Raw genomic sequence first — 21,806 nt, 5'->3', positions numbered from 1 at the left:
GCAGTTCTATTAAGGCAGTTTCTGAAAAGGAAGGAAAGGAAGGCCTCGTGAGCACACAAAATGTCCAATTCCATGATCTGCACTCCAGTCAGGATGAGTTCACGACAGACGTTGTGCAGGGCTTGAATCAACGACCGGCGATGATTCCGCCAAAATATTTTTACGATGCCCACGGCTCCAGGCTCTTCGATGCAATAACCGAACTCCCCGAGTATTATCCAACCCGTACCGAGGTCGGCATCCTGTCAGCCAATGCGGCGGAAATAGCTCGCCGTGTGGGAACCGGCAGTCTGCTGGTCGAACCCGGTGGCGGCAGCTGTGCCAAAGTACATATCTTACTGGAAGGCATGCGCCCCAAGGCCTATGTGCCAATGGATATTTCCAAAGATCACCTGCTGCTGGCCACAGAAGAGCTGGCTATCGCCTTTCCCTGGTTGGAGATTCACGCCGCCTGTACCGACTATACCCGTGAAATGAGCCTGCCGCCGAGTACTCCGCCAGGTACCCATGTTGCATTCTTTCCCGGCTCCAGTATCGGTAATTTTGATCCGGACGGCGCCGTCGATTTCCTGGCCTCAATTGCACAACTCGTCGGCCCCGGTGGCTATCTGTTAATCGGTGTCGATCTGAAAAAAGACAAAACTATTCTCGAAGCCGCGTATGATGATGCCGCAGGCGTGACTGCTCAGTTCAATCTCAACCTGTTAACCCGTATCAACCGTGAACTGGGAGGGGATTTTAATCTCAGCGCATGGCAGCATAAGGCGCTGTACGATACACAGCGAGGCCGGATAGAGATGCACCTGGTCAGCCGGTGCGAGCAAACTGTCATTATCGGTAAATTCCGGTTTAACTTTGCGCAGGGGGAGAGTATCCATACAGAGAACTCTTATAAATACAGCCGCGAAGAGTTTATCAACCTGTCAGCCCGGGCAGGGTTCATTTCAGATGCCCTGTGGGTAGATGAAGAGCAGCTGTTCAGCGTCCATCTATTTCGTCAAGCAACGACAACAGAAAATAATTAAGCAATCATAATGAAAAATACCTCACCCGTAGTAAAAGATCTGGTACTCATTGGCGGCGGCCATGCACATGTCACCGTATTGAAACGCCTGGCCATGAAGCCAGTACCAGGCCTGCGTGTCACCTTGTTGACCCGGGATATCCATACGCCATATTCCGGTATGCTTCCGGGCTATGTGGCCGGACATTACGACTATGATGATTGCCATATCGATCTGGGGCCGCTGGCACGCTTTGCCGGCGCCCGGCTGTACCATACCGAGGTGGAAGGTATAGATACCGGTAAAGGGGAAGTAATCGCACCCGGTCGCCCGCGTATTGCTTATGATCTGCTGTCCATCAATATCGGCTCCAGGCCCAGCAGCATCAATGTGCCTGGGGTGGATGAGTTCGCCATCGCCGCCAAGCCTATCGATCTGTTTCTGGAAAAATGGCACGCCCTGGTTGAGCGTGCACGATCAAGCAAAGGTGAATTTCGGGTCGTGGTAGTGGGTGGTGGTGCCGGCGGTGTTGAGTTGGCCCTGTCAACCCAGCATCACTTACAGCAAACCCTGACTCAAGCAGGTGATGATCCCAAACGACTTAACTACAGCGTCGTCACTCAAAGCGAAAGCATCATGTACATGCACAATGACGGGGTGCGCAAACGTTTTGAACGTATCTTTGCTGAGCGCGATATCAGCGTTACAACGAAACACAGCGTTAAGGAAGTCAGAGCCGACCAGGTCATTCTTGATGATGGCTCTGTACTGGCTGTCGATGCGGTTCTCTGGGTAACGACAGCCGCCGCACCTGGCTGGATGGCTGATGCAGGACTTGCCGTCGACGATGCCGGCTTTATCCGTGTCGATGATAACCTGCAATCCCTGTCCCATGAAAATATCTTCGCCGCTGGTGATATTGCAGCATTGCCAGACCCACGACCCAAGTCCGGCGTATTTGCCGTGCGCCAGGGACCGGTACTGGCAGACAATCTCAGAGCCGCTGCAACGGGAGGGAAGTTACGTCCATACCGTGCCCAGAAAAATTTCCTCGGGTTGATCAGCACTGGTAACAAATACGCCATCGCCTCCCATGGCAACTGGTCTTATGAATCCGCCTGGTTGTGGCGTATCAAGGACTGGATTGATGTAAGGTTCATGCGTAAGTTCAATGAACTGCCGGAGATGGGCGATGAGCAGGGGCCGGAACTGGCTTCAGGCATTGCGGATGCGGCAGCGATTAAAGAGCTCTCAACCCTGGCGATGCGCTGTGGCGGTTGCGGTGCCAAGGTAGGTGCAACGGTATTAACCCGCGTCATGCAGCGTCTGCCTGATGATCGCCGTGATGATGTCCTGATTGGCCGGGATGCAGCCGATGATTGCGCCATGCTGGCAGTGCCGCAAGGTAAAGTGATGGTACAGAGCGTCGATTATTTCCGTGCCTTCATCGATGATACCTATACCTTCGGCGCCATCGCCGCCAACCACGCTCTGGGCGATCTGTTCGCCATGGGTGCAGAGCCGCAATCAGTTTTAGCTATCGCCACCGTGCCCTATGGCCGCGAGCGGGTCGTTGAAGAATCACTGTACGATGTACTGGCCGGTGCACTAAGCATCATAGGGCCCACAGGCGCGGTACTCGCTGGCGGACATTCCAGTGAAGGTGCGGAACTGGCATTTGGCTTAACCGTCAATGGCCTGATTGATCCAAATAACGTCATGCGCAAGAGCGGTTTAAAACCTGGCAATGCGTTGATACTCACCAAAGCGGTCGGCACCGGCACCCTGTTTGCCGCGGACATGCGCGGCAAAGCCAAGGGGCGCTGGGTAGATGGCGCAATTCAATCGATGCTGGTATCCAATCAGCAAGCCGCCGAATGCCTGCAACGCTACCAGGCAACAGCCTGTACCGATCTCACGGGTTTTGGCATTGTCGGCCACCTGATTGAGATGACCAAAGCCTCTCAAGTCGATGCGGTGCTACAACTGGATGCCTTGCCATTACTCGAAGGAGCACTGGATACCGTCGCCGCCGGTATTCTGTCATCACTGCAACCGCAGAACCTGCGTCTGCGGCGCGCCATCCACGACATCGAGTCTGCTGCAACGCACCCGGCATTCCCGCTGCTGTTCGATCCACAAACCGCTGGTGGGTTGTTAGCCGGTGTACCCGATGATCAGGTCGGCGCCTGTGTGAGAGAGCTGCAATTAATGGGTTATCCCGACACCCGGATTATCGGTAGAATAGAGGAGCTGTCTGATCAAGAGGCGCCGATAAGAACCGTTTGATGAATATATAGTGGAACAAAGTTCATTGTCCGAAATAAAAAAACGAGCCGCGCGCTTTACCTCGTATACCGCTGTGCCTGGATCTGCGAAAACAACCAGGTACATGGGATTCTGTCGATTTTTATCCTGTAAAGACATAATCCTCTGTAGCTCCCGCTATCTATAGTCTCCAGAGGGCCATTACTTAGAGATACTTATAATTGCCGATGTTCTCTGGCGGATTTCTGATTGTTTACTATTTGGAATTAATATATTTATCTATCACGAATTGAACATCGATCAGGTTCTAGTACTCTAGCCCTCTGAAATACTCTTTGCAGACCGCTTCAAAAGCACCTGCTGCAGTGATTGAAAGCTGTCTGAGCCCATAGTTCTATGTGATCACCGGTTGTGATCAGGCTTATGACAATATGGCAATCATTCAATTACTGCATAAAATTAAAAAAGCAGCGCCAGGGGATACTGCCTTAGGCTGACTGCGAGATAACAGACCGAGATATTAAGTATGCCTGCACTGAATGAAACCCATGATCTTAATCTGCGTAGCTGGGTAGTATCCGCTAATGCAGCTGACACCGACTTTCCTATCCAGAACCTTCCTTTCGCCGAATTTCGTCGCAAAGGCAGTAGCGAAGCGTTCCGGGGCGGTGTGGCAATTGGTGATCAGGTCGTTGATCTGGCAGCAGCTGCGCAGCAGGGGCTTTTCAGTGGCGCAGCCGCTGATGGCGCGCAAGCCTGCGCTCAGCCAACGCTGAATGAATTTATGGCGATGGGTGGCTCAGTCTGGTCGGCTTTGCGTCTGGCGCTCTCCCGTGGCCTGCGCGAAGGTGCCGCTGAGCAAGCCAGTCTGGCAGACTGCCTGATTGCGCAAAGCGAAGTTGAATACAGCCTGCCTTGTTCTATCGGTGATTACACCGATTTTTACACCTCAGTACACCACGCAACCAGTGTCGGAAAACTATTCCGACCGGATAACCCGTTGCTGCCAAACTATAAATGGGTGCCGATCGGTTACCACGGCCGCAGCTCTTCGATTGATGTTTCCGGCCAGGAATTCAAGCGTCCTTGCGGTCAGACTAAAGCGCCGGATGCCACAGAGCCTAGTGTTGGCCCTTGTAAGCGTCTGGATTATGAACTGGAAGTCGGCATCTACATCGGCAAAGGTAATGACCTGGGTTCACCAATAGCGCTCGATGACAGCGATAAGCATGTGTTCGGTATGTGCCTGTTCAATGACTGGTCTGCCCGTGATATTCAGGCCTGGGAATACCAGCCGCTGGGGCCGTTCCTGGCGAAAAACTTTGCCTCAACAGTCTCGCCATGGATTGTAACCACCGAAGCGTTAGCGCCGTACCGTGCGGAATTCAGCCGGGATCCTGCGGATCCTCAGCCGATGCCATACCTGTCGTCCGAGCTGAACAGTTCTGAAGGTGCGCTGGATATTAAGCTGGAAGTACTGCTGCAAACGGAAGCGATGCGTAATCGTGGTGATGCACCAGCCAAGGTGTCACAGTCTAACTTTATTCATTCTTACTGGACTGTGGCTCAGATGGTTGCACATCATACGGTTAACGGCTGTAACATGCGCCCTGGGGACTTCCTGGGCAGCGGCACTCAATCCGGTCCGGAACATGAAGAGGGTGGCTCTTTACTGGAGCTGAGCCGGGGTGGTAAAGAGGCTTTCACTTTACCAAGCGGAGAGCAACGCACTTTCCTGGAAGATGGTGACGCTGTGGTTATGCGTGGCTGGTGTGAAAAAGTGGGGGCTGCCCGCATCGGTTTCGGCGAAGTGGTAAGTACCGTCCTGCCAGCGAATAAATAAGCATCCTCCTAATTTAAGATCAAAGGCAGCTTCGGCTGCCTTTTTTTGTTCCGGCCTGTTATCGGCCCTTCTTTCGGCTGCAGCCATCCATCTGCAGCACATTCCTTATGTCTCTCAAGGCCTTAGCGCTGTCGCAACAGTGATTTTATTCTGTCAAAATGAGGATAAAATCTAAAATAATATTATTGTATTACACCATACTAGTGCTAATTCGCTGGCGTTAGGACCAGCCAGTAAACCTTCAGGGGGTTATATGAAAGGCGTTATCTTCTGTGAATTTGTGACAATGGTTGAAGATCGTTTCGGCCTGGAGGTACTGGACTCCATGCTTGATACTGACCAGCTGGCCAGTGGTGGTGCTTATACTGCGGTTGGCACCTATGACTTTTCAGAAATGGCTATACTGGTCGGTCGCCTTAGTAAGCTTGTAGATATAGCTGTACCCGATCTGTTGCAAGCGTATGGCGAATATATGTTTGGCCATCTGATCACTGCATTCCCCCACATCAGCTCACAGCTGGATTCTGATCCTTTTACCATGCTGACTCAGGTTGATCAGCTAATTCATGTTGAGGTTGCCAAGCTCTATCCTGATGCAGAGCTGCCTCAGCTCAGCCATACCATAATCAACGACCAGGAGATGCATCTTCATTACCAATCCTGCCGTCCGATGGCGCGTTTTGCTAAAGGGATGCTGCTTGGATGCTCAAAGCATCATAACAACAGCTTTACCGTTGAAATACAGACTGACGGGGCTGATGAACAGTCAGCTGCAACGTTTATTTTGCGCAGATAACGGACCAGGTAACTGCTCATGACTGAGATTGCTGTACAGGACCTAGAGAAGCAGATCGCTTTGCTGCAGCGTAAGGCTGATCGTGATATCCGCTCGAGAAAGCAGGCTGAGAAAATCCTGGAGCAAAAAAGCCTTGAGTTGTATGAGCTGAACCTGCATCTGAAAAAGATTAACGAAGAACTGGATGAAAAAGTACTACAGCGCACAGAAGCGTTGCAGGAAACTGTCTCTCGCCTCGAGCTGGTCCTGATGGCTGCCAATACCGAATTGTGGGAGAAAAATCTGACCAGCGGCGAGTTTTTCTGCTCCGAGGGGTTAACTGAACTGCTGGGCTATGATCGCCATGAACTGGCATTGATCTTTGATCAGTTCCCTTTTGTTCACAATGACGATGTTGGTTCGCTACAGCAAGCGCTGGAAGCGCATCTGCGTAATGAAGATGACGTCGACATGGAGTGCCGACTAATCCTGAACAACGGTGACGAACGCTGGTTTCGCCTGAATATTCAGGCTTTGTGGGATGAGGAGGGCAGAGTGGCCCGGATCGCCGGGTCCTTTGTCGATGTTCATGACCAGGTCGAGAGTCGCCGTACCATTGAGTATATGGCGCTGTATGACAACCTCACAAAAATCCCAAACCGGGCGCAGTTCTCAGAGAAACTTAAGCTTGCCTGCTATCAGGCAAAAGCCCAGCAGCAGGGGTTGGCCCTGCTGGTTATCGACCTGAATGACTTCAAAGAGATCAATGACCGCTATGGCCATCAGGCCGGCGATGAGTTGCTGCGCCATGTTGCTGCTCAGATTACCGGCGTGATTAAAGGCAATGATACTATCGCCCGCCTCGGAGGTGATGAATTCGCCGTAATCCTGCAGCGAATGGATACCGAATCCAGCGTTAACAAACTATGTCAGGAGATGATCGAGCAGTGCGAGAAGCCCATTATCCTGGCCCACTCTATTATCAAGGCATCACTCTGTATCGGGGCGGCCTTCTATGCCGATGCCCATAACAGCCCGAAAGAGCTGATCGCCCATGCAGATATAGCGATGTATCAGGCGAAAGAATCTAAGCATCAGGGCAGTACCTTATGCTTTTTCCGGGAAGAGATGAAACAACAGGTGCGTCACGCCCGGTTACTGAAAACACGCATTGATGAAGCGCTGCTAGACAACGAATTTGTGCTCTATTATCAGCCAAAACAAGATCTGAAAACGCAGCAGATCAATGGTGTCGAGGCGCTCATACGCTGGCCGCAAAGTGATGGCAGCCTGCTGATGCCGGAACAGTTTATTCCGCTTTCCGAAGAAACCCGGCAGATTAAGCAAATAGGTCGCTGGGTGATCAGGCATTGCTGTATTCAGGCTAGTCACTGGCTGGATCAGGGAATCCATCTGCCGATCGCCATGAACCTGTCGCCAGTGCAATTCAGTGATGACGATCTGGCCAGCTATTTTCAGCAGATGATGCAGCAGACCGGTACCCGTGGTGAACAATTTCAGGTTGAGATTACCGAAGGACTTATTCTTAACGAGCTTGAGGCTAGCCGGAAACAACTGGATCGGCTGCACGCGCTGGGTATTACTATCTGCCTGGATGACTTCGGCACCGGTTACTCAAACCTGCGTTACCTTAATCAGCTGCCGATCAATATTCTAAAGATTGACCGGGTTTTCGTCAGCGATGTGGATCGGCAAGTGGAAAGTCAGCACCTGACACGGGCGATTATCGAGCTTAGCCACTCGCTGGGCATGCGGGTAGTCGCCGAAGGTGTTGAGCGAGAGGGGGAGAAGCAATGGCTTGAACAGCAGGGCTGCGACATGATTCAGGGGTTTCTGTGCTCCGAACCACTCCCTGCTTCAGCTGTAGAGGGGATGCTTCCCGCCGCAGCTGAAACTCTTTAAATCAGTTGCGGCGGGATTAAAAAGCTATTGCTTCGGCTTTTTCCGGAAAATATTCAGCAGCTTTTGTTTCGGGTCATGCTCCTCTGTCGGTAGCGCTTTCTCGAAACGCCCCTTCATATCATCGAGTCGCTGCTCCTTGCGCTTATGCCGGTTTATATCCCGTTTACTGCTGATATCGACAACGTTATCACTCATATTAGTTAGCCGTTTGCCTGTGAATGAGTACAAGTTTAGCTTTGCAGCACCTTAAGGGGAAGTCCCAGCAGCGTGTCACCGCTGCTGCTGAAGTACCAGATAATACTGATTAGCGAGCCGACAACCACAAGGTACCATGCGGCACTGAATAACTGACCATAGCGATCTAAAGGTAGCAGGGCACTGTTATGGCGACCACGCCACTCAAAAAAGATCTCGATACAACCGATAATCAGCAGGAATCCGAGCAACGTCAGGTTCAGGTAATAACTCAGCACAACGCCACCGGCAGCGGCTAGCAGGCAAAGTGCGAGACCCGCGACAGAGTTCATAGAAAAAGTGATGCTCTTCAGTATATGTCCGCCATCCAGCGGCAGAATCGGTAGCAGGTTAAACAGATTCAGCAGTGCGTTAAAGGCGCTGAGCCCGGCAAAGAACATCGAGCCGGTAATCCAGTAGGCTAACAGGCTTAACAATGATAAAAACAGTCCGAAACAGGGCCCCATCAGGGATATAACGACATCCTGCCAGCGGGTGTTAATGCGCTCTTCGGTTAATGCCAGGCCGCCAAGGAAGGGGATCAGATAGATCCCTTTAGTCTGCATGCCAAAATACTTCATCGCCCGGATATGGCCATACTCATGAATCACCAGGCACACAATCAGCGCCAGAGCGAATGGCAGGGAGAAAAACCAGGAGTAGGCCGCGATGCTGGCGCCGGCAAGCACCGCCTTGATTACTTTAGCGCTCTTCAGAAGTTTCAGGCCCAGTGCGCCAAGCCCCAGAATACTGAATGACTTCTTCGCCGGGCGGCTTACCTGGCTCGGCACCTGGCGCTCAATGTCTTTACTGTTACGGCTGCCCTCGCCAATCTGCTGGTCATTAACGTAAAGCGCATAGCGTAATTCAAACGGCTGCCAGCTGAGCTGAATCTGCAGGCGGCAGATAATAGTTTCGCCACTTGCGGCCTGTAGCTCAAACTCGTGCAGGGCTTCACCACTGTCTTCAGCCGAAGCGTCCAGGCGGGATACCGGGGTGTTATTCCAGTACAGCATCTGCCAGCCAGCCATTGAGCCTTCCAGACGCAGAGGTTGACCCAGACAATCAAGGTTCAGTAATTCCAAGAAAAATACCTATATTTCATTTAACGCGGTGATATGCCGCATAGTTTACAGGTCCAGCCTGTTTATGAAACCTGAAATAACTATGAAGCCTCAGGTAGCCGATGTGGGTGGTTTTTAAATCAAGGATTCCGTAACATTCCTGTATTCATAGCCTTTAGAAACCATATAAGTCATGACTAGCGCTCAGACACTGCCCATACTTTATTCGTTTCGCCGCTGCCCTTACGCAATCCGGGCCCGACTGGCGATCGCCTATAGCGGCACTCAGGTTGAACTGCGCGAAGTGGTTTTACGGGATAAACCTGCAGCAATGCTGCAGGCGTCGCCTAAAGGCACTGTTCCTGTGCTGGTGCTGCCTGATGGCAGGGTGATTGATGAAAGCCGTAACATCATGCGCTGGGCGCTGCAGCAGAATGATCCGGACGGCTGGCTGTTTGCCGACGATGATCACTGGCTGTGGGAGGCGGAAGGGCTGATTCAGGAAAACGACTTTGTCTTTAAGCAGCATCTTGATCGCTATAAATATGCAGATCGCCATCCGCAGCATACTGAACAATATTATCGTGAACAGTGCGAGGTGACGGTTGCCAAGCTGGAGCGGCAATTGCAACGCAATAATGGTTTTCTGGCTACCGGGCAGATGACGCTGGCGGATACGGCAATCTTTCCCTTTATCCGCCAGTTTGCCCATGTTGACCGGGACTGGTTCTTTACCTCCGATTACCATCACCTGCAAGCCTGGCTAACGCAACAGCTGGAATCCGAGTTGTTCATTGCAGTGATGAAGAAGCACAAACAATGGCAGGAAGGAGAACAGGGTATACCTTTTCTCCGACCTCTTGTCAGCGCTTAAAGACTTAATCCTTAGCTTTACTATGCAGCTTTATATTATTGAAAGTAATGTTCTTTTGTATTATTAAGTAATTTCTTGAAACGCTCTAGCCAGAGCACAAAAAGCATCTACACTAACAATCGGCTCGCAAGACTCTTACCCTTCAGTTTCTAGGCCCGCACCACCGGCAGATCTTTCCAGCGGGTGGTATAGGCCGGCGAAAGCTTATTACGTTTCATCTGCCAACCATCGCATTTTCCCTCACCGGCAAACCAGATCCGACCTTTGCCGCTGGCGTTTATCCGGTCCAGCGCCTGCATCAGTCTGGCCGAAGAAGGCGACTCGGCCGGATCAAACAGTGTCGGTTGGAATGTTCCCGGCGGATAGAGATCAGATAGCATGACGCCGGCCTTCATATAGCGATAACCGTCGCGCCAGATCGAACTTAGCAGGGCGGTAACCGTGCGAATCAGTGTCCGGGTATCCTGTGTTGGTACCGCCAACTGGCGACAAGCGCTTTCACTGTAATAGGGATCAGTCTGGCTGTGGGGGTTGGTACGAATAAAAATAGTCACTCCCCGGGCCGAGCGGTCCTGCTGCCGCAATTTTTCTGCCGCTCTGGCCGCATACTGACAGATAGCCGAATGCATTGCCGGGTAGTCGGTAATTCTTTGGGCAAAGGTTCTGCTGCATAAGACCTGTTGCCGGGGTGGCGGACACTGCTCTAGTGCCAGGCAGGACTGGCCACAGAGCTCCCGTACAGTCCGCTCCAGGGTGACCGAGAACTGCATCCTGATCCATCTCGGGTCACACTGCGACAATTGCAATGCGGTTTTGATGCCTGCCGCCTGTAAACGTTTTCCCTGCCGCCGACCCACTCCCCAGACTTCCTGTACCGGCGTGATATTTAACAGACGCTGCTGTCGCACCGGATCGCTCAGGTCCACCACGCCGCCGGTTGCCGGGTAGCGTTTCGCCGCATGGTTTGCCAGTTTCGCCAGGGTCTTGCTCGGCGCAATGCCGACACCAACGCCGATTCCGGTCCAATTGAAAACCCGTTGCTGCAAGGCTGAGCCATAACGACTCAGTGAATCGCAATACTCCAACCCGGTCAGATCAAGAAAGGCCTCATCGATGGAATACACCTCCAGCGTGGGGGCCTGGCTTTCCAGAACACTCATCACCCGGGCCGACAGGTCGCCATACAGCGCATAGTTAGAGGAAAATACGGCAACGTTCTCACGCTCGATAATCTCCTGTACCTGATACAGGGGAACGGCCATCTTAATCCCCAGCTGCTTTGCTTCCTTACTTCGTGCTACGACGCAGCCATCATTATTGGACAGTACAATGACCGGCCGACCACGCAGGTCCGGCCGGAACAGGCGCTCGCAGCTGGCATAGAAATTATTGCAATCCACCAGGGCAAATACCGGCCGGACTGGCTCACCATTAAGGTCCGCCATTAAGACAGTGTCCTCGGGCGCAAAGGGTGTACCACCGTGGTTACCACACCAAACAGTTCCAGTGTGGCGTCATCGGTAAGCGTAATATCCGGATAGGCGGGATTTCTGGCCAGCAGCTGCAATGTTGGTCGCAGCTGCAGCTGTTTAACCGTAAAGCCCCCGTCCAGACAAGCGATAACAGTATCGCCGTGTAATGCTTTGAGCGCCCGATCCACCACCAGTATGTCACCGGAAAAGATCCCGGCCTCAATCATAGAGTCACCTTCGGCACGGACAAAGTAGGTCGCAGCGGGGTGCTGAACGCAAAGCTCATTCAGATCCAGGGTTTGCTCAATATAATCCTGAGCCGGGGAAGGGAAGCCTGCCGCTACCCGGTCATAGAACAACGGAATATTGCAGGAGCGCAGATGCTGATATGCGCCAATAATCTGTATAGACATAAGAATCACTAATATACTGTATATATAAACAGTATATTAGTGTGCCACAAAGGATTCTGCAAAGGGTAAATGAGGAGTTGGCAATATTCAGATACTAAAAATACACAATACGTATTGGGTATTCATAGGGGCGGTATGAAAAGAACTATAAGGATACTCAGCAGTAGAGCGTTACAAATAAAAAAGCCCCGAAACCGGGGCTGCAAAATAAGGCTCTGCTGCTAGCTCTTTGCTTTGATCAGCGCTTTCAGCTCAATAATTTCATTGTGCAGGTCTTCGATGGTGGGCACCCCATCAGCCAGAGCCTGCTCCTTCTCTTCTTCGGCATGTTCATTTTCCATAACGCTGACCACAATACCGATAACCATATTCAGAAAGGCAAAGGTGGTCAGAAAGATGAAGCTAAGGTAGAAAGACCAGCTCAGTGGATACACAGCCATAGTTTCGTACATAACGTCGGTCCAGTCCTCAAACGTCATCACCCGAAACAGGGTCAGCATCGCGATAGAGATATCCCCCCAAAGCTCATTATTAATTGGGCCGAAGAAAGACGCACCGACTGCGGCGTAGATATAGAAGATGATAAACATCAGCAGCACCACATAACCGAGTTGTGGCAATGCTTTTATCAGGGAATTAAGCAGCAGTCGCAGTTCGGGTATAACGGAGACCATCCGTAACACACGGAATATTCGTATCAATCGTCCCACCAGCGCCAGCTCACTATCCTGAATAGGAATAAGGCTTACCACCACGATCAGCGTGTCAAAAAGGTTCCAGCCGTTGTTAAAGAAGCGCCGTTTTTCCGGCTCGCCAATGAAACGGACCGACAGCTCAACCAGAAAGAATAGCGTAATGCCCACATCCAGCCAGCTGACAACCTGCAAAACATGTTGCGGAATATCGTAGGTCTTGGCACCGATCACCAGCGCAGAAAACAGGATAATGGCGACAACAAACAACTCGAACAAGCGGTTGCTGCGTAATGCAAAAAAGTGAGATTGTAATTTTTCATCGATCATAATGCAGGGCTCATATGCGGGGCAGGGTCGCTTTTTGATGGTTAAAGAACAGCGCACTTTACTGATGTTTTATGCCAATGCATAGATGGTCTTCACCAGAAGTCGCCATATTTAACGAATTTTAACTGTCGGCTGGCCGTAAAGTGAGGCTTGCAAAGCGGGCGGCAGGTCTTAAACTGACGCATTTCTGATTTGAAATACGACGGGATTGTCACGACGACTACGCCGGTATTTGAATTAACTCCTTATCAGGTAACGTTGATGCAACCCCAGGCCGATCCTTTTATCGCCCCCATCTGTCATGAGCAGATAACGATCTTATACGCTGATGAGCACCTGCTGTTGATCAATAAGCCAGGCGGCCTGCTGACGCTGTCGGGAAAGCACCCGCTAAACAAAGATTCTGTACATTTTCGCTTAGTCAAAGATTACCCGACCGCCACTATGATCCATCGCCTGGATTTTGGCACTTCGGGTATTCTGATCATCGCTCTGAATAAGCAGGTGAATGCACAACTGACCAAGCAGTTTCAGGCCCGCAGCGTTGCAAAGACCTATACTGCGGTTCTGCACGGTCATCTCCCGGAAGACAGTGGCAGTATCGACCTGCCGATCGCCAAAGGAGACTTTCCGCTACAGAAGATTTGCCAGCAAACCGGTAAAGCTGCGTTAACTCACTACCAGGTGATTGAACGCTTGTCCCGCGCCGATGTCACAGATGCTACTGCGGACAACCTGACTACCCGGGTATTGTTCAAGCCACTGTCAGGTCGTACCCATCAGTTACGCATCCACAGCCGGGAAATAGGGCACCCAATTTTAGGCTGTGATCTGTACGCGACAGATAAGGCTTTTGCTATGGCCGAACGGTTAATGTTACACGCCACCAGCATTGAATTTGATCATCCGGTTACGGGTGCGCGAATCAAAGGCGTCAGCCCTTGTCCATTTTAATTGGTCGTTTTTAAGTGCCCGCTAAATAACTCCGAGTTTTTATGATGAAAAATAAACTAATTACAGCAGCAGCTCTCTCATTACTGTCATTAGCGCCTGCGGTTCAGGCGGAAGAGATCGGCAGCGTCGATACCGCATTCAAGCTGATTGGTGCTAATCACAAAATCATCATCGAAGCGTTTGATGATCCCAAAGTCCGCGGCGTAACCTGCCACCTGAGCCGGGCAAAAACCGGTGGTGTAACCGGCAGCCTGGGGCTGGCAGAAGATACTGCAGACGCGTCTATTGCCTGTCGACAGGTCGGTCCGATCAGTATCGACAAGAAGATTGAAGATGGTGAGAGAGTGTTCCAGAAAAGCACCTCGATACTCTTTAAATCGATGCAGGTAGTGCGCTTTCACGACAAAAAGCGTGACGTACTTATCTATCTGGTTTATTCGGATAAGCTGGTGGATGGATCACCTAAAAACAGCATCTCAACAGTACCGATCAGGCCCTGGTAAATCAGGGCAAATGTTACACACCCATTTCGTTGAGCTCGAACCAATAGCTAATTAAATGAATTAACTATTAAATATAAGCTTTTGTTTTTGTTAGACTGGCTTCTGCCAATCTAACAAAAACAAAAGAGCCTGCCACCAATGTCAGACCAGCCGCCAGCACTGCCACTGTTTGATGCAATTCGACACCTTGAAGATGGTAATGCAGTCGTTAATCAACACCTCGCCCATGTAACAATAACCCGGGTTTCCGATGCGGCACTCACCTATGAGCATGCGGTCGACTGGTTGCTGGAACAGAGACACAGCGAAAACAATTACAAGACTTATCGCAGCGAACTGACCACTTTTCTGCACTGGGCTTTCGACGTAGAGGAGGTGTCTCTGTCCGATATCACCCGTCGGGTGTTAATGCGTTATATCGATTATTGTACTGAGCCACCAGCAGCGCTTATCGCGTATCGCAATGTCGCGCAGTTTGTACTGAATAAAGCAATTGATGAGCGCGTACCAAACTTTCAGTGGCGTCCATTTTTGGGCAAGAAGTGCGATGGTATCGAACAGCCGTACAAAATTACCGAAAAGGCACTAAAAACCAAACTAGCCATTCTTTCGGCGTTCTTTTCGTACCTGATCAACGAAGAGTATACAGAACGCAATCCGGCCATGATGCTGATGAAGAACGGGCGCTTTAAGGCGGGCTCGCAAAGCAGCGTAATGCATGAAGACGATGAGCAGATGCGGGCTTTTTCCGAACTGCAGTGGTCCTACGTAGTCGCAACAGCGGAGCAACTTGCCGCGACAGATCCGGAGGAACATGAGCGTACATTATTTCTGATCAGCCTGATGTATGGCTGCTATCTGCGCATCTCTGAGGCTGCAGCCCGGCCCGGCTTTTCACCGGTAATGGGACAGTTTCGGCGTGACTCCAAGACCGGTGTCTGGGGCTTCTATATTCCACGCAGTAAAGGCGGCAAACGACGCACCGTTGCGGTATCAAAACAGCTACTGCAAGCACTGCAGCGCTATCGGCGCTTCCTTGGCCTCGCTAAACTGCCGGCCCCGAATGAAGATACACCTCTACTTATTCGTCACCGGGCTGCCGGACGTGGTCGGGACAGCGGGCTATTAAATGCAAACCTGGGCATACGCCAACTGCGGGAAGAGATCGGATCGGTTATCGGCAGGGCGGCGAATGCTGCAGAAAAGGACGGCCTGGAGCAGGATGCCCGGGAGATGCGTCAGATGACACCTCACAGTATCCGCCACACCGGTATATCCCATGATATAAACCTGAATAGCAGACCGCTATCCCATGTCCAGGCAGATGCCGGGCACGATAGCATCGACACGACGTCGCAATACCTGCATACCAGCCGGGTCGAACGGCATGAGTCTGCGGCAGATAAGCCGATGGACCACCTGGCGGGTAGCTATTGAGCATTAAGCCGTGCTTCTGGCCTCAGATGCACTGGCCGTTTATGCCTGCTGCTTACTTTCCAGATAGCTCAGCAGATTATTAATACTGTTAAGCAGGTGATGGTCGGTATCGGGGATAGGGGTCCCCAACCGCTTACCCAGCGCAACCGTCAGGATCATAAAATCCATAGAGTCGATATCCAGCTCTTCACGCAGATCTTCATCGACATCAACCATATCGGGCTCGATCTCCGGGGCTATATTGGCTATCTCCTGAAATATAAGCTGCTGTAGCTCAGAGCGGTTCATAAGGGTTCCCCATATGTCTGGATAAATAACAGTTCATCGCACGCGTTTATAAATGTTCTGGTTGCTGTAACAGCTTGTTAATCGTGCGCAGAAGCTTTGCTCCCTGGCGACCGTCGCTGACCCTGTGGTCTGCGGCCAGCGAGATATTGACCAGTAGCCGGGCTTGCACAGAGTCATCGATCACCCAGGGCCGCAACGCCGGTTTACCAAGGCCGATGATGGCCACCTGTGGCGGATAGATCACGCCAAAAACAGTTTCGACACCCCGCTCACCCATGCCGGTGACAGTGATGCTGGCATCGCTCATCTCAGAACTGCGCAGACCACCACGTCGCACCCGTAAGGTCAGGTCACGCATTTTGTCCATCATTTCAGGCAGGGTAAGCTGGTCGGCATATCTTATAGCCGGCGTGATCAGGCCGCCGCCACGCAAGGAGATAGCGGTAGCCAGATGAATATCAGGCGAGGGTTGAAAGCGATCTTCGATAAAGAAACCGTTGAATTCAGGGGTTTTACGCAGAGCCAGCGCAACCGCCTTGTGCAGCAGCACGGTAATTAGTAGTTGCTGATCGGGTTCTTGCCCAAGGTTAAACTCCGCCAGCCACTGCGATGCGGCTTGCAGATCGATTGTGGTTGCCAGGTAATAATGCGGTATTTCACGGTTTGAACGGGTCATGGCTGCGGCAATGGCCTGGCGCATTGCGGATACGTCAGGCAATTTAGGTGCAGCGTCAACGCCGACAGCAGGGCTGATTTCAACGCCTGAGCTGCTACCTGTAGCTATAGCAGCATTAACATCAGCAGCTATGATCGCCCCTTCAGGTCCGCTACCTTGCAAGCTTTGTAGCGCAATACCTGCACTTTCAGCCAGACGACGAGCCTGGGGTGATGCCTTTATTCTGCTGCGGCCTTGCTGCGGTGCTGGGGCTGATACTGGTATTCTGTCAGGATCTTGCTGCGGCGCAGGACCAGATACAGATACGCCAGATACAGGAGCCGACGTTCCATCGTCAATATCGGCGATCGGCATGCCGACTTTGACCCGTGTGCCGGGTTCAACCAGAAGGGCACGCACAGTACCGGATTGAAATACTTCCATATCAATCGCGCCTTTCTGGGTCTCAATAACCGCGACAATATCCCCCTTACTGACCGGGTCTCCCTGCTTAACCAGCCATTCCAGCAATAAGCCACTTTCCATATCGGCGCCGAAGGAGGGCATCGTCAGCTCGCTCATGACACCCCCAGCAGCTGTTTGGCCGCATTCACAATATCCTCCGGTTGCGGCAGTACTGCTTGCTCCAGATGCTCAGGGTAGGGGATCGGTACTTCTTTACTGCAAACCCTTGCCACCGGTGCATCCAGCTCCCAGAACGCCTGCTCCATGATGATTGCACTGATCTCTCCGGCTAATGAGCCGGTACGCCAGCCCTCATCAACAATAACCACCCTGTGAGTGCGCGCGACGCTGGTCACAATCGCTGAGGTATCCAGCGGGCGCAGACAACGCAGATCAAGCACTTCGGCATCAATGCCTGATTGCGACAGCAGTTCGGCGGCTTGCAGCACCTTGGGTAACGAGCCGCCATAAGTGATCAGGGTAAGATCATTGCCGGAGCGGCGCAGAGCGGCTTTATCCATCGCCTGGCGATCATTGTCGTTGGGCAACGGCGCGGTTTCGTTGTACAGCATTACGTGCTCAAAGATCACCACCGGATCGGGATCATCCAGCGCCAGCGCCAGCATGTAACGGGCATCGGCGATTGTGGCGGGCGCCAGCACTTTGAGTCCGGGAACGTGGGCATACCAGCATTCCAGACTGTGGGAGTGCTGCGCGGCCAGTTGCTTGCCTGCCCCGGTCGCCATGCGGATAACCAGCGGCACGCTGAACTGTCCGCCGGACATATGGCGAATCGTTGCGGCATTATTGACGATCTGATCCAGTGCCAGCAGACTGAAGTTGACGGTCATCACTTCCACTATCGGTCGCATCCCGCCAAGGGCCGCGCCAACACCCGCGCCAACAAAACCAGACTCAGAAAGAGGGGTGTCACGAACCCGTTGTTCGCCAAACTCATCAAGCAAGCCCTTGGACACCGCATAACAACCACCATAATGCCCGACATCTTCACCCATCAGGAATACCCGGGGATCAGCCCGCAACGCCTCCTGCAACGCCAGGCGAACCGCCTCGCGATAACTGATAGTTTCAGTTTCGACTGTCATTATGCGCTACCTCCCGTATAAACATCCCGGGTGAGCGTGGCAACCGTCTCAAAATCGGCATTTTCAGCGGCAACGACCGCCGCTTCAACCTCTTGCTCCACCGCCTTTTCTATCTCCGCCAGTTCGGAATCCTGCAGTTGGTGGAAATCCCGCAGCCAGTTAGTGAGCTGTAGAATAGGACCTTTTTCCCGCCAGGTTTCGATCTCCGCTTTATCCCGATACAGCTGGCTATCAAACATGGAGTGCGCCCGAAAACGGTAAGTACGGCATTCAAGAAAAAACGGCCCTCCAGCGGTGCGAATTGAAGTGCAGGCGTTACGAGCAGCTTCCTCAACGGCAACTACATTCATGCCGTCGACCGCTTGTGAGGAGATCTGGTAGCTCTCGGCTTTACGGTAAATATCCTGTTCAGATTCAGAAAGGCTCAGCGCGGTGCCCATGGCATACAGGTTATTTTCACAGATAAACAGCACCGGCAACTGCCATAGCGCAGCAAGGTTAAGGCTTTCGTGAAATTCGCCCTCCGCAGCGGCGCCTTCACCGAAAAAACAAGCGGTGATACGATTGCGTTGCTGCATCTTATCCGCCAGAGCGAGGCCCACCGCCAGCGGCAAGCCGCCGGCAACAATTGCGTTGCCGCCATAGAAGCGTTTCGCTTTATCGAACAGATGCATCGAGCCTCCACGACCACCACTACAACCGGATTGCTTGCCGTACATCTCTGCCATCACCGTAGCCATAGACAAGCCACGGGCCAGCGCATGGCCATGCTCCCGATATGTACAGAGCAAGGCGTCTTCTGCTTCCAATGCCTGGTTACAGCCAACTGCGATCGCTTCTTCACCAATATACAGATGAAGAAAACCGCGAATTTTTTGCTGGGTGTAAAGTTCAGCGCAGCGCTCCTCAAAGCGTCGAATGCGGATCATACTTTGCAGCAGTTGCAGCAGGTGCGATCGATTGATATGCGGCTTATCAGGTTGCGTCATTTCTCATCACTCTCCAATGTCGAAATATCACCTTCGGGCAGACCAAGCTCACGCGCTTTAAGCAGCCGTCGCATGATTTTTCCGCTACGTGTCTTTGGCAGATTGTTGCGGAAATCTATCTCTTTCGGCGCGATAGCGCTTCCCAGATACTTGCGGGCGTGCCCCAACAGGGCTTTGCGTAGCGCGTCATCGGCAGTGAAACCATCCTTTAGCGCGACAAAAGCCTTGATAACTTCCCCGGCAACCGGGTCCGGTTTGCCAATGACGGCAGCCTCTACGACAGCAGGGTGTTGCAGTAAGATGCTTTCAACTTCAAAAGGCCCTATTAAGTGGCCGGCAGTTTTAATAACGTCATCACTGCGACCAATAAACCAGTAATAGCCATCTTCATCACGGCTGGCCAGATCGCCACTGAGATACCAGCCGTCACAGAAGCAGGCGTTATAGCGCGCCTCAGCATTAAGGTAGGTCCGGAACATTGAGGGCCAGCCACATTTAAGCGCTAGCTCGCCAACCTCATCGGGGTTGTCGATAAAGCTCAGTCCCAGCGTATTACGTGTGACGATTGCGGCAGTGATACCGGGCAGGGGGCGCCCCATAGAACCAGGCTTAACCGTTTCAGCAGCAAAGTTAGCCAGCATGATGCCGCCGGTTTCGGTCTGCCACCAGTTGTCATGAAAGGGCTTTCCGAACACCCGCTGCCCCCATAGCACGGCTTCAGGATTAAGTGGTTCGCCAACACTGGCCATAAAGCGTAAGTTAGAAAGATCATATTTACCGACGAGATCATCACCGGCCTTCATCAACATTCGAATAGCGGTAGGCGCGGTATACCAGACGCTGACCTGCTGTTGTTGAAGCACCTCATACCAATGCGGCGCATCAAATTCAGACTCGTCGATTATCATGGTCAGGCCCGTGCTGAGCGGAGCAATTACGCCATAGGACGTGCCGGTAACCCAGCCAGGGTCGGCGGTACACCAATAGATGTCGTCCGGGTGAAGATCCAGGGCGAACTGCCCGGAAACCGTGTGATAGATGACCGCTTCATGACTGTGAACCGCGCCCTTCGGCGTGCCTGTGGTGCCACTGGTAAAGTGCAGTAAGGCCATGTCTTCAGGCCCGGTAGCGGCAACAGGAAAAGCAGGGTCTGCGACGGCCATCAGCTGGGACATGTCAGCACAGCCGAAGGGAATATCCGCTGAAGCATCCAGTAGTAATACATGCTTAAGTCCCGGCAGATCTTCACGCCAGGGCATCACTTTCTTGCGATAAAGACGCTCCGTAGTCACTAATACCCGGGCATCGCCTAATTCCATGCGAGATCGTATCGGTTGCGGTCCGAAAGCTGAAAACAGAGGGGAAAATACGCAGCCGCATTTAAGGCTGCCAAGCAAGGCGGTATACAGGCCTGGAGTGCGCCCGGCCAGGCCAAACACGCGATCCCCCTTATGCAGGCCAAGACTGCTTAAAACGCTGGCGAAACGACTGGTCTGCTCAGCAAGCTGTCGGTATGTGAACTCCTTTTGCTGACCAGTCTTACCGAGCCAGCGAATAGCAACTTTATCGCCAAGCCCGTGCACCAGGTGACGATCAACTGCTTCGTAGGCGATATTGATGCCACCCTGGGGCAGGCCATCAATGTATTGATGGGCAAGGTCCCAGCTAAAATTGTGACAGCTGTCGACGTAGTCGGATAAATTGGCAGCGACCTGGCCCGGTCGTTGGATTTTATTGATATCCGCAAAGTGCATAAGAGAGGCCTGTAGTTCTGTATTTAGTTCTATGAAAAAGGTTAAGGCTGACAATCAGCCATTACCGAAGCATAGTTCAGCGCGATCAGGCTGCAATTTGTAACCTTGCTCAGGGTCAATAGAATTAATTAAAGGGATGCTTACAAAGGAAAAAGGAGCAAGGCCTTGAGAAGCTTGCATATAGAGGCGGACACAGATACTGTATGCGCATACAGGACAAGCCCCATGGAGACAATATGACCATCAGAACGGTCCACCAGGTCATCAGTAAGAAAGGTTCAGTGATTGGAGAGTATATGGATCTCAAATTCGCCAAAGAGATGGATAATCGCACCGATGTGCTGTATTTCATCGCTGAAATCATCGAAGCACAGGGCGTGGATGAGGCAGTTGCCGAGAAGATCGCAGAGCAAATTATTGACGATAGTAATCGCCAGGAGTTCCTGGCCCGGTTGAAGAGTGTCAAAGACATGCCCGCAGACACTGAAGCGGATGCTAAAATCGATAAAAAGAAAGGAAAGTGATTAATGGCTGATAAGGCGTTTATTCTGCAACGGATATCTATTTTCGCCGGCAGTGAGTTCGATCCTGACTCAGACGAGCAGGTCAGTACGGTTCTACGCAATAAATTTAATATTTGTCTGCCCCAGCGTCGCTCAATGACCGCAGCGATGGAAGCGGTGGCAAGTGACCATGAAATTATCGATCTGATTATTAAATATCGTGCAATGTGAACAGCGCAGTCCGTTGTCGCGATAGTCGT

Annotated in this window: 21 protein-coding genes; 11 read left to right on the top strand and 10 right to left on the bottom strand. The window is 52.0% G+C overall.

What is annotated here, in order from left to right; genetic code table 11:
- Positions 1-47 precede the first annotated feature (47 nt).
- The 5 genes from egtD (at position 48) to ACQUQM_RS07105 (ending at position 7,813) form a co-directional block, all read left to right on the top strand.
- Entirely contained in the window at positions 48-1,025 is a 978-nt protein-coding gene (gene egtD, locus ACQUQM_RS07125; RefSeq protein ID WP_432473791.1) for an L-histidine N(alpha)-methyltransferase, read from the top strand.
- A 9-nt stretch (positions 1,026-1,034) separates the two neighbouring features.
- Entirely contained in the window at positions 1,035-3,293 is a 2,259-nt protein-coding gene (gene selD / locus ACQUQM_RS07120) for a selenide, water dikinase SelD (RefSeq protein ID WP_432473790.1), read from the top strand.
- A gap of 505 nt (positions 3,294-3,798) precedes the next feature.
- Positions 3,799-5,115: a fumarylacetoacetase gene (gene fahA / locus ACQUQM_RS07115; RefSeq protein WP_432473789.1), complete on the top strand. Its 1,317-nt coding sequence runs from the start codon at positions 3,799-3,801 to the stop codon at positions 5,113-5,115.
- Positions 5,116-5,368: 253 nt separating this feature from the next.
- Positions 5,369-5,911, top strand: a complete 543-nt coding sequence (locus ACQUQM_RS07110) for a heme NO-binding domain-containing protein (protein WP_432473788.1) — start codon at positions 5,369-5,371, stop codon at positions 5,909-5,911.
- Between the two features lie 18 nt (positions 5,912-5,929).
- On the top strand, positions 5,930-7,813 hold the full coding sequence (locus ACQUQM_RS07105) for a putative bifunctional diguanylate cyclase/phosphodiesterase (RefSeq protein ID WP_432473787.1): 1,884 nt from the start codon (positions 5,930-5,932) through the stop codon (positions 7,811-7,813).
- 24 nt (positions 7,814-7,837) lie between these two features.
- Here ACQUQM_RS07105 and ACQUQM_RS07100 read toward each other — a convergent pair whose 3' ends face one another.
- Both ACQUQM_RS07100 and ACQUQM_RS07095 read right to left on the bottom strand, forming a co-directional pair.
- Positions 7,838-8,008: a hypothetical protein gene (locus tag ACQUQM_RS07100; RefSeq protein ID WP_432473786.1), complete on the bottom strand. Its 171-nt coding sequence runs from the start codon at positions 8,006-8,008 to the stop codon at positions 7,838-7,840.
- Positions 8,009-8,043: 35 nt separating this feature from the next.
- Positions 8,044-9,132 carry a site-2 protease family protein gene (locus tag ACQUQM_RS07095; RefSeq protein ID WP_432473785.1) on the bottom strand — a complete coding sequence of 363 codons (1,089 nt, stop codon included), beginning with the start codon at positions 9,130-9,132 and terminating at the stop codon, positions 8,044-8,046.
- 172 nt (positions 9,133-9,304) lie between these two features.
- On the opposite strand from ACQUQM_RS07095, the gene ACQUQM_RS07090 reads away from it, so the two are divergent.
- The gene (locus ACQUQM_RS07090) at positions 9,305-9,985 is read left to right on the top strand and encodes a glutathione S-transferase (protein WP_432473784.1); all 681 of its coding nucleotides are present in this window, start codon (positions 9,305-9,307) and stop codon (positions 9,983-9,985) included.
- Positions 9,986-10,134: 149 nt separating this feature from the next.
- Here ACQUQM_RS07090 and umuC read toward each other — a convergent pair whose 3' ends face one another.
- The 3 genes from umuC to ACQUQM_RS07075 all read right to left on the bottom strand — a co-directional run bounded on the left by umuC (position 10,135) and on the right by ACQUQM_RS07075 (position 12,892).
- The gene (umuC, locus tag ACQUQM_RS07085) at positions 10,135-11,430 is read right to left on the bottom strand and encodes a translesion error-prone DNA polymerase V subunit UmuC (RefSeq protein WP_432473783.1); all 1,296 of its coding nucleotides are present in this window, start codon (positions 11,428-11,430) and stop codon (positions 10,135-10,137) included.
- Positions 11,430-11,870 carry a translesion error-prone DNA polymerase V autoproteolytic subunit gene (gene umuD / locus ACQUQM_RS07080; protein WP_432473782.1) on the bottom strand — a complete coding sequence of 147 codons (441 nt, stop codon included), beginning with the start codon at positions 11,868-11,870 and terminating at the stop codon, positions 11,430-11,432. The genes umuC and umuD overlap by 1 nt, the downstream gene beginning before the upstream one ends.
- A 221-nt stretch (positions 11,871-12,091) precedes the next feature.
- Positions 12,092-12,892, bottom strand: a complete 801-nt coding sequence (locus tag ACQUQM_RS07075) for an ion transporter (RefSeq protein WP_432473781.1) — start codon at positions 12,890-12,892, stop codon at positions 12,092-12,094.
- Between the two features lie 192 nt (positions 12,893-13,084).
- Here ACQUQM_RS07075 and ACQUQM_RS07070 point away from each other — a divergent pair, with 192 nt between their 5' ends.
- The 3 genes from ACQUQM_RS07070 (at position 13,085) to ACQUQM_RS07060 (ending at position 15,786) form a co-directional block, all read left to right on the top strand.
- Positions 13,085-13,846, top strand: a complete 762-nt coding sequence (locus ACQUQM_RS07070) for an RluA family pseudouridine synthase (RefSeq protein WP_432473780.1) — start codon at positions 13,085-13,087, stop codon at positions 13,844-13,846.
- A gap of 44 nt (positions 13,847-13,890) precedes the next feature.
- On the top strand, positions 13,891-14,349 hold the full coding sequence (locus tag ACQUQM_RS07065) for a CreA family protein (protein WP_432473779.1): 459 nt from the start codon (positions 13,891-13,893) through the stop codon (positions 14,347-14,349).
- Between the two features lie 138 nt (positions 14,350-14,487).
- Positions 14,488-15,786 (top strand): tyrosine-type recombinase/integrase, encoded by a 1,299-nt coding sequence (locus ACQUQM_RS07060; RefSeq protein WP_432473778.1) that lies wholly within the window; start codon positions 14,488-14,490, stop codon positions 15,784-15,786.
- 39 nt (positions 15,787-15,825) lie between these two features.
- On the opposite strand, the gene ACQUQM_RS07055 is transcribed toward ACQUQM_RS07060, so the two are convergent.
- Genes ACQUQM_RS07055 through acsA form a run of 5 tightly spaced genes read right to left on the bottom strand, consistent with a single transcriptional unit; the run spans position 15,826 to position 21,043 of the window.
- Entirely contained in the window at positions 15,826-16,074 is a 249-nt protein-coding gene (locus ACQUQM_RS07055; RefSeq protein WP_432473777.1) for an acyl carrier protein, read from the bottom strand.
- Between the two features lie 46 nt (positions 16,075-16,120).
- Entirely contained in the window at positions 16,121-17,311 is a 1,191-nt protein-coding gene (locus ACQUQM_RS07050; RefSeq protein WP_432473776.1) for a dihydrolipoamide acetyltransferase family protein, read from the bottom strand.
- Positions 17,308-18,300 (bottom strand): alpha-ketoacid dehydrogenase subunit beta, encoded by a 993-nt coding sequence (locus tag ACQUQM_RS07045; protein WP_432473775.1) that lies wholly within the window; start codon positions 18,298-18,300, stop codon positions 17,308-17,310. The genes ACQUQM_RS07050 and ACQUQM_RS07045 overlap by 4 nt, the downstream gene beginning before the upstream one ends.
- A complete protein-coding gene (pdhA, locus tag ACQUQM_RS07040) occupies positions 18,300-19,289 on the bottom strand; it encodes a pyruvate dehydrogenase (acetyl-transferring) E1 component subunit alpha (RefSeq protein WP_432473774.1) in 990 nt (329 codons plus the stop codon). The genes ACQUQM_RS07045 and pdhA overlap by 1 nt, the downstream gene beginning before the upstream one ends.
- The gene (gene acsA, locus ACQUQM_RS07035; protein WP_432473773.1) at positions 19,286-21,043 is read right to left on the bottom strand and encodes an acetate--CoA ligase; all 1,758 of its coding nucleotides are present in this window, start codon (positions 21,041-21,043) and stop codon (positions 19,286-19,288) included. Before acsA ends, pdhA begins: the two co-directional genes overlap by 4 nt.
- Before the next feature lie 236 nt (positions 21,044-21,279).
- On the opposite strand from acsA, the gene ACQUQM_RS07030 reads away from it, so the two are divergent.
- Together ACQUQM_RS07030 and ACQUQM_RS07025 are read left to right on the top strand one after the other, a co-directional pair.
- Positions 21,280-21,567, top strand: a complete 288-nt coding sequence (locus tag ACQUQM_RS07030; protein ID WP_432473772.1) for a hypothetical protein — start codon at positions 21,280-21,282, stop codon at positions 21,565-21,567.
- A gap of 3 nt (positions 21,568-21,570) precedes the next feature.
- Positions 21,571-21,777 (top strand): hypothetical protein, encoded by a 207-nt coding sequence (locus ACQUQM_RS07025; protein WP_432473771.1) that lies wholly within the window; start codon positions 21,571-21,573, stop codon positions 21,775-21,777.
- Positions 21,778-21,806: the final 29 nt, after the last annotated feature.

Origin of the sequence: Amphritea sp. HPY (assembly GCF_050870985.1) — a bacterium.
Classification (GTDB): Bacteria; Pseudomonadota; Gammaproteobacteria; order Pseudomonadales; family Balneatricaceae; genus Amphritea.
Note: the sequence above shows the minus strand (reverse complement) of the source record. Positions and strands in the feature narration are given on the sequence as shown.

What these genes read in the sequence shown, in the direction of transcription:
- selD (WP_432473790.1), top strand. Translation starts at nt 1,035, where the DNA reads ATGAAAAATACCTCACCCGTAGTAAAAGATCTGGTACTCATTGGCGGC.
- fahA (WP_432473789.1), top strand. Translation starts at nt 3,799, where the DNA reads ATGCCTGCACTGAATGAAACCCATGATCTTAATCTGCGTAGCTGGGTA.
- ACQUQM_RS07110 (WP_432473788.1), top strand. Translation starts at nt 5,369, where the DNA reads ATGAAAGGCGTTATCTTCTGTGAATTTGTGACAATGGTTGAAGATCGT.
- ACQUQM_RS07105 (WP_432473787.1), top strand. Translation starts at nt 5,930, where the DNA reads ATGACTGAGATTGCTGTACAGGACCTAGAGAAGCAGATCGCTTTGCTG.
- ACQUQM_RS07100 (WP_432473786.1), bottom strand. Translation starts at nt 8,008, where the DNA reads ATGAGTGATAACGTTGTCGATATCAGCAGTAAACGGGATATAAACCGG.
- ACQUQM_RS07090 (WP_432473784.1), top strand. Translation starts at nt 9,305, where the DNA reads ATGACTAGCGCTCAGACACTGCCCATACTTTATTCGTTTCGCCGCTGC.
- umuC (WP_432473783.1), bottom strand. Translation starts at nt 11,430, where the DNA reads ATGGCGGACCTTAATGGTGAGCCAGTCCGGCCGGTATTTGCCCTGGTG.
- umuD (WP_432473782.1), bottom strand. Translation starts at nt 11,870, where the DNA reads ATGTCTATACAGATTATTGGCGCATATCAGCATCTGCGCTCCTGCAAT.
- ACQUQM_RS07075 (WP_432473781.1), bottom strand. Translation starts at nt 12,892, where the DNA reads ATGATCGATGAAAAATTACAATCTCACTTTTTTGCATTACGCAGCAAC.
- ACQUQM_RS07065 (WP_432473779.1), top strand. Translation starts at nt 13,891, where the DNA reads ATGAAAAATAAACTAATTACAGCAGCAGCTCTCTCATTACTGTCATTA.
- ACQUQM_RS07060 (WP_432473778.1), top strand. Translation starts at nt 14,488, where the DNA reads ATGTCAGACCAGCCGCCAGCACTGCCACTGTTTGATGCAATTCGACAC.
- ACQUQM_RS07055 (WP_432473777.1), bottom strand. Translation starts at nt 16,074, where the DNA reads ATGAACCGCTCTGAGCTACAGCAGCTTATATTTCAGGAGATAGCCAAT.
- ACQUQM_RS07050 (WP_432473776.1), bottom strand. Translation starts at nt 17,311, where the DNA reads ATGAGCGAGCTGACGATGCCCTCCTTCGGCGCCGATATGGAAAGTGGC.
- ACQUQM_RS07045 (WP_432473775.1), bottom strand. Translation starts at nt 18,300, where the DNA reads ATGACAGTCGAAACTGAAACTATCAGTTATCGCGAGGCGGTTCGCCTG.
- pdhA (WP_432473774.1), bottom strand. Translation starts at nt 19,289, where the DNA reads ATGACGCAACCTGATAAGCCGCATATCAATCGATCGCACCTGCTGCAA.
- acsA (WP_432473773.1), bottom strand. Translation starts at nt 21,043, where the DNA reads ATGCACTTTGCGGATATCAATAAAATCCAACGACCGGGCCAGGTCGCT.
- ACQUQM_RS07030 (WP_432473772.1), top strand. Translation starts at nt 21,280, where the DNA reads ATGACCATCAGAACGGTCCACCAGGTCATCAGTAAGAAAGGTTCAGTG.
- ACQUQM_RS07025 (WP_432473771.1), top strand. Translation starts at nt 21,571, where the DNA reads ATGGCTGATAAGGCGTTTATTCTGCAACGGATATCTATTTTCGCCGGC.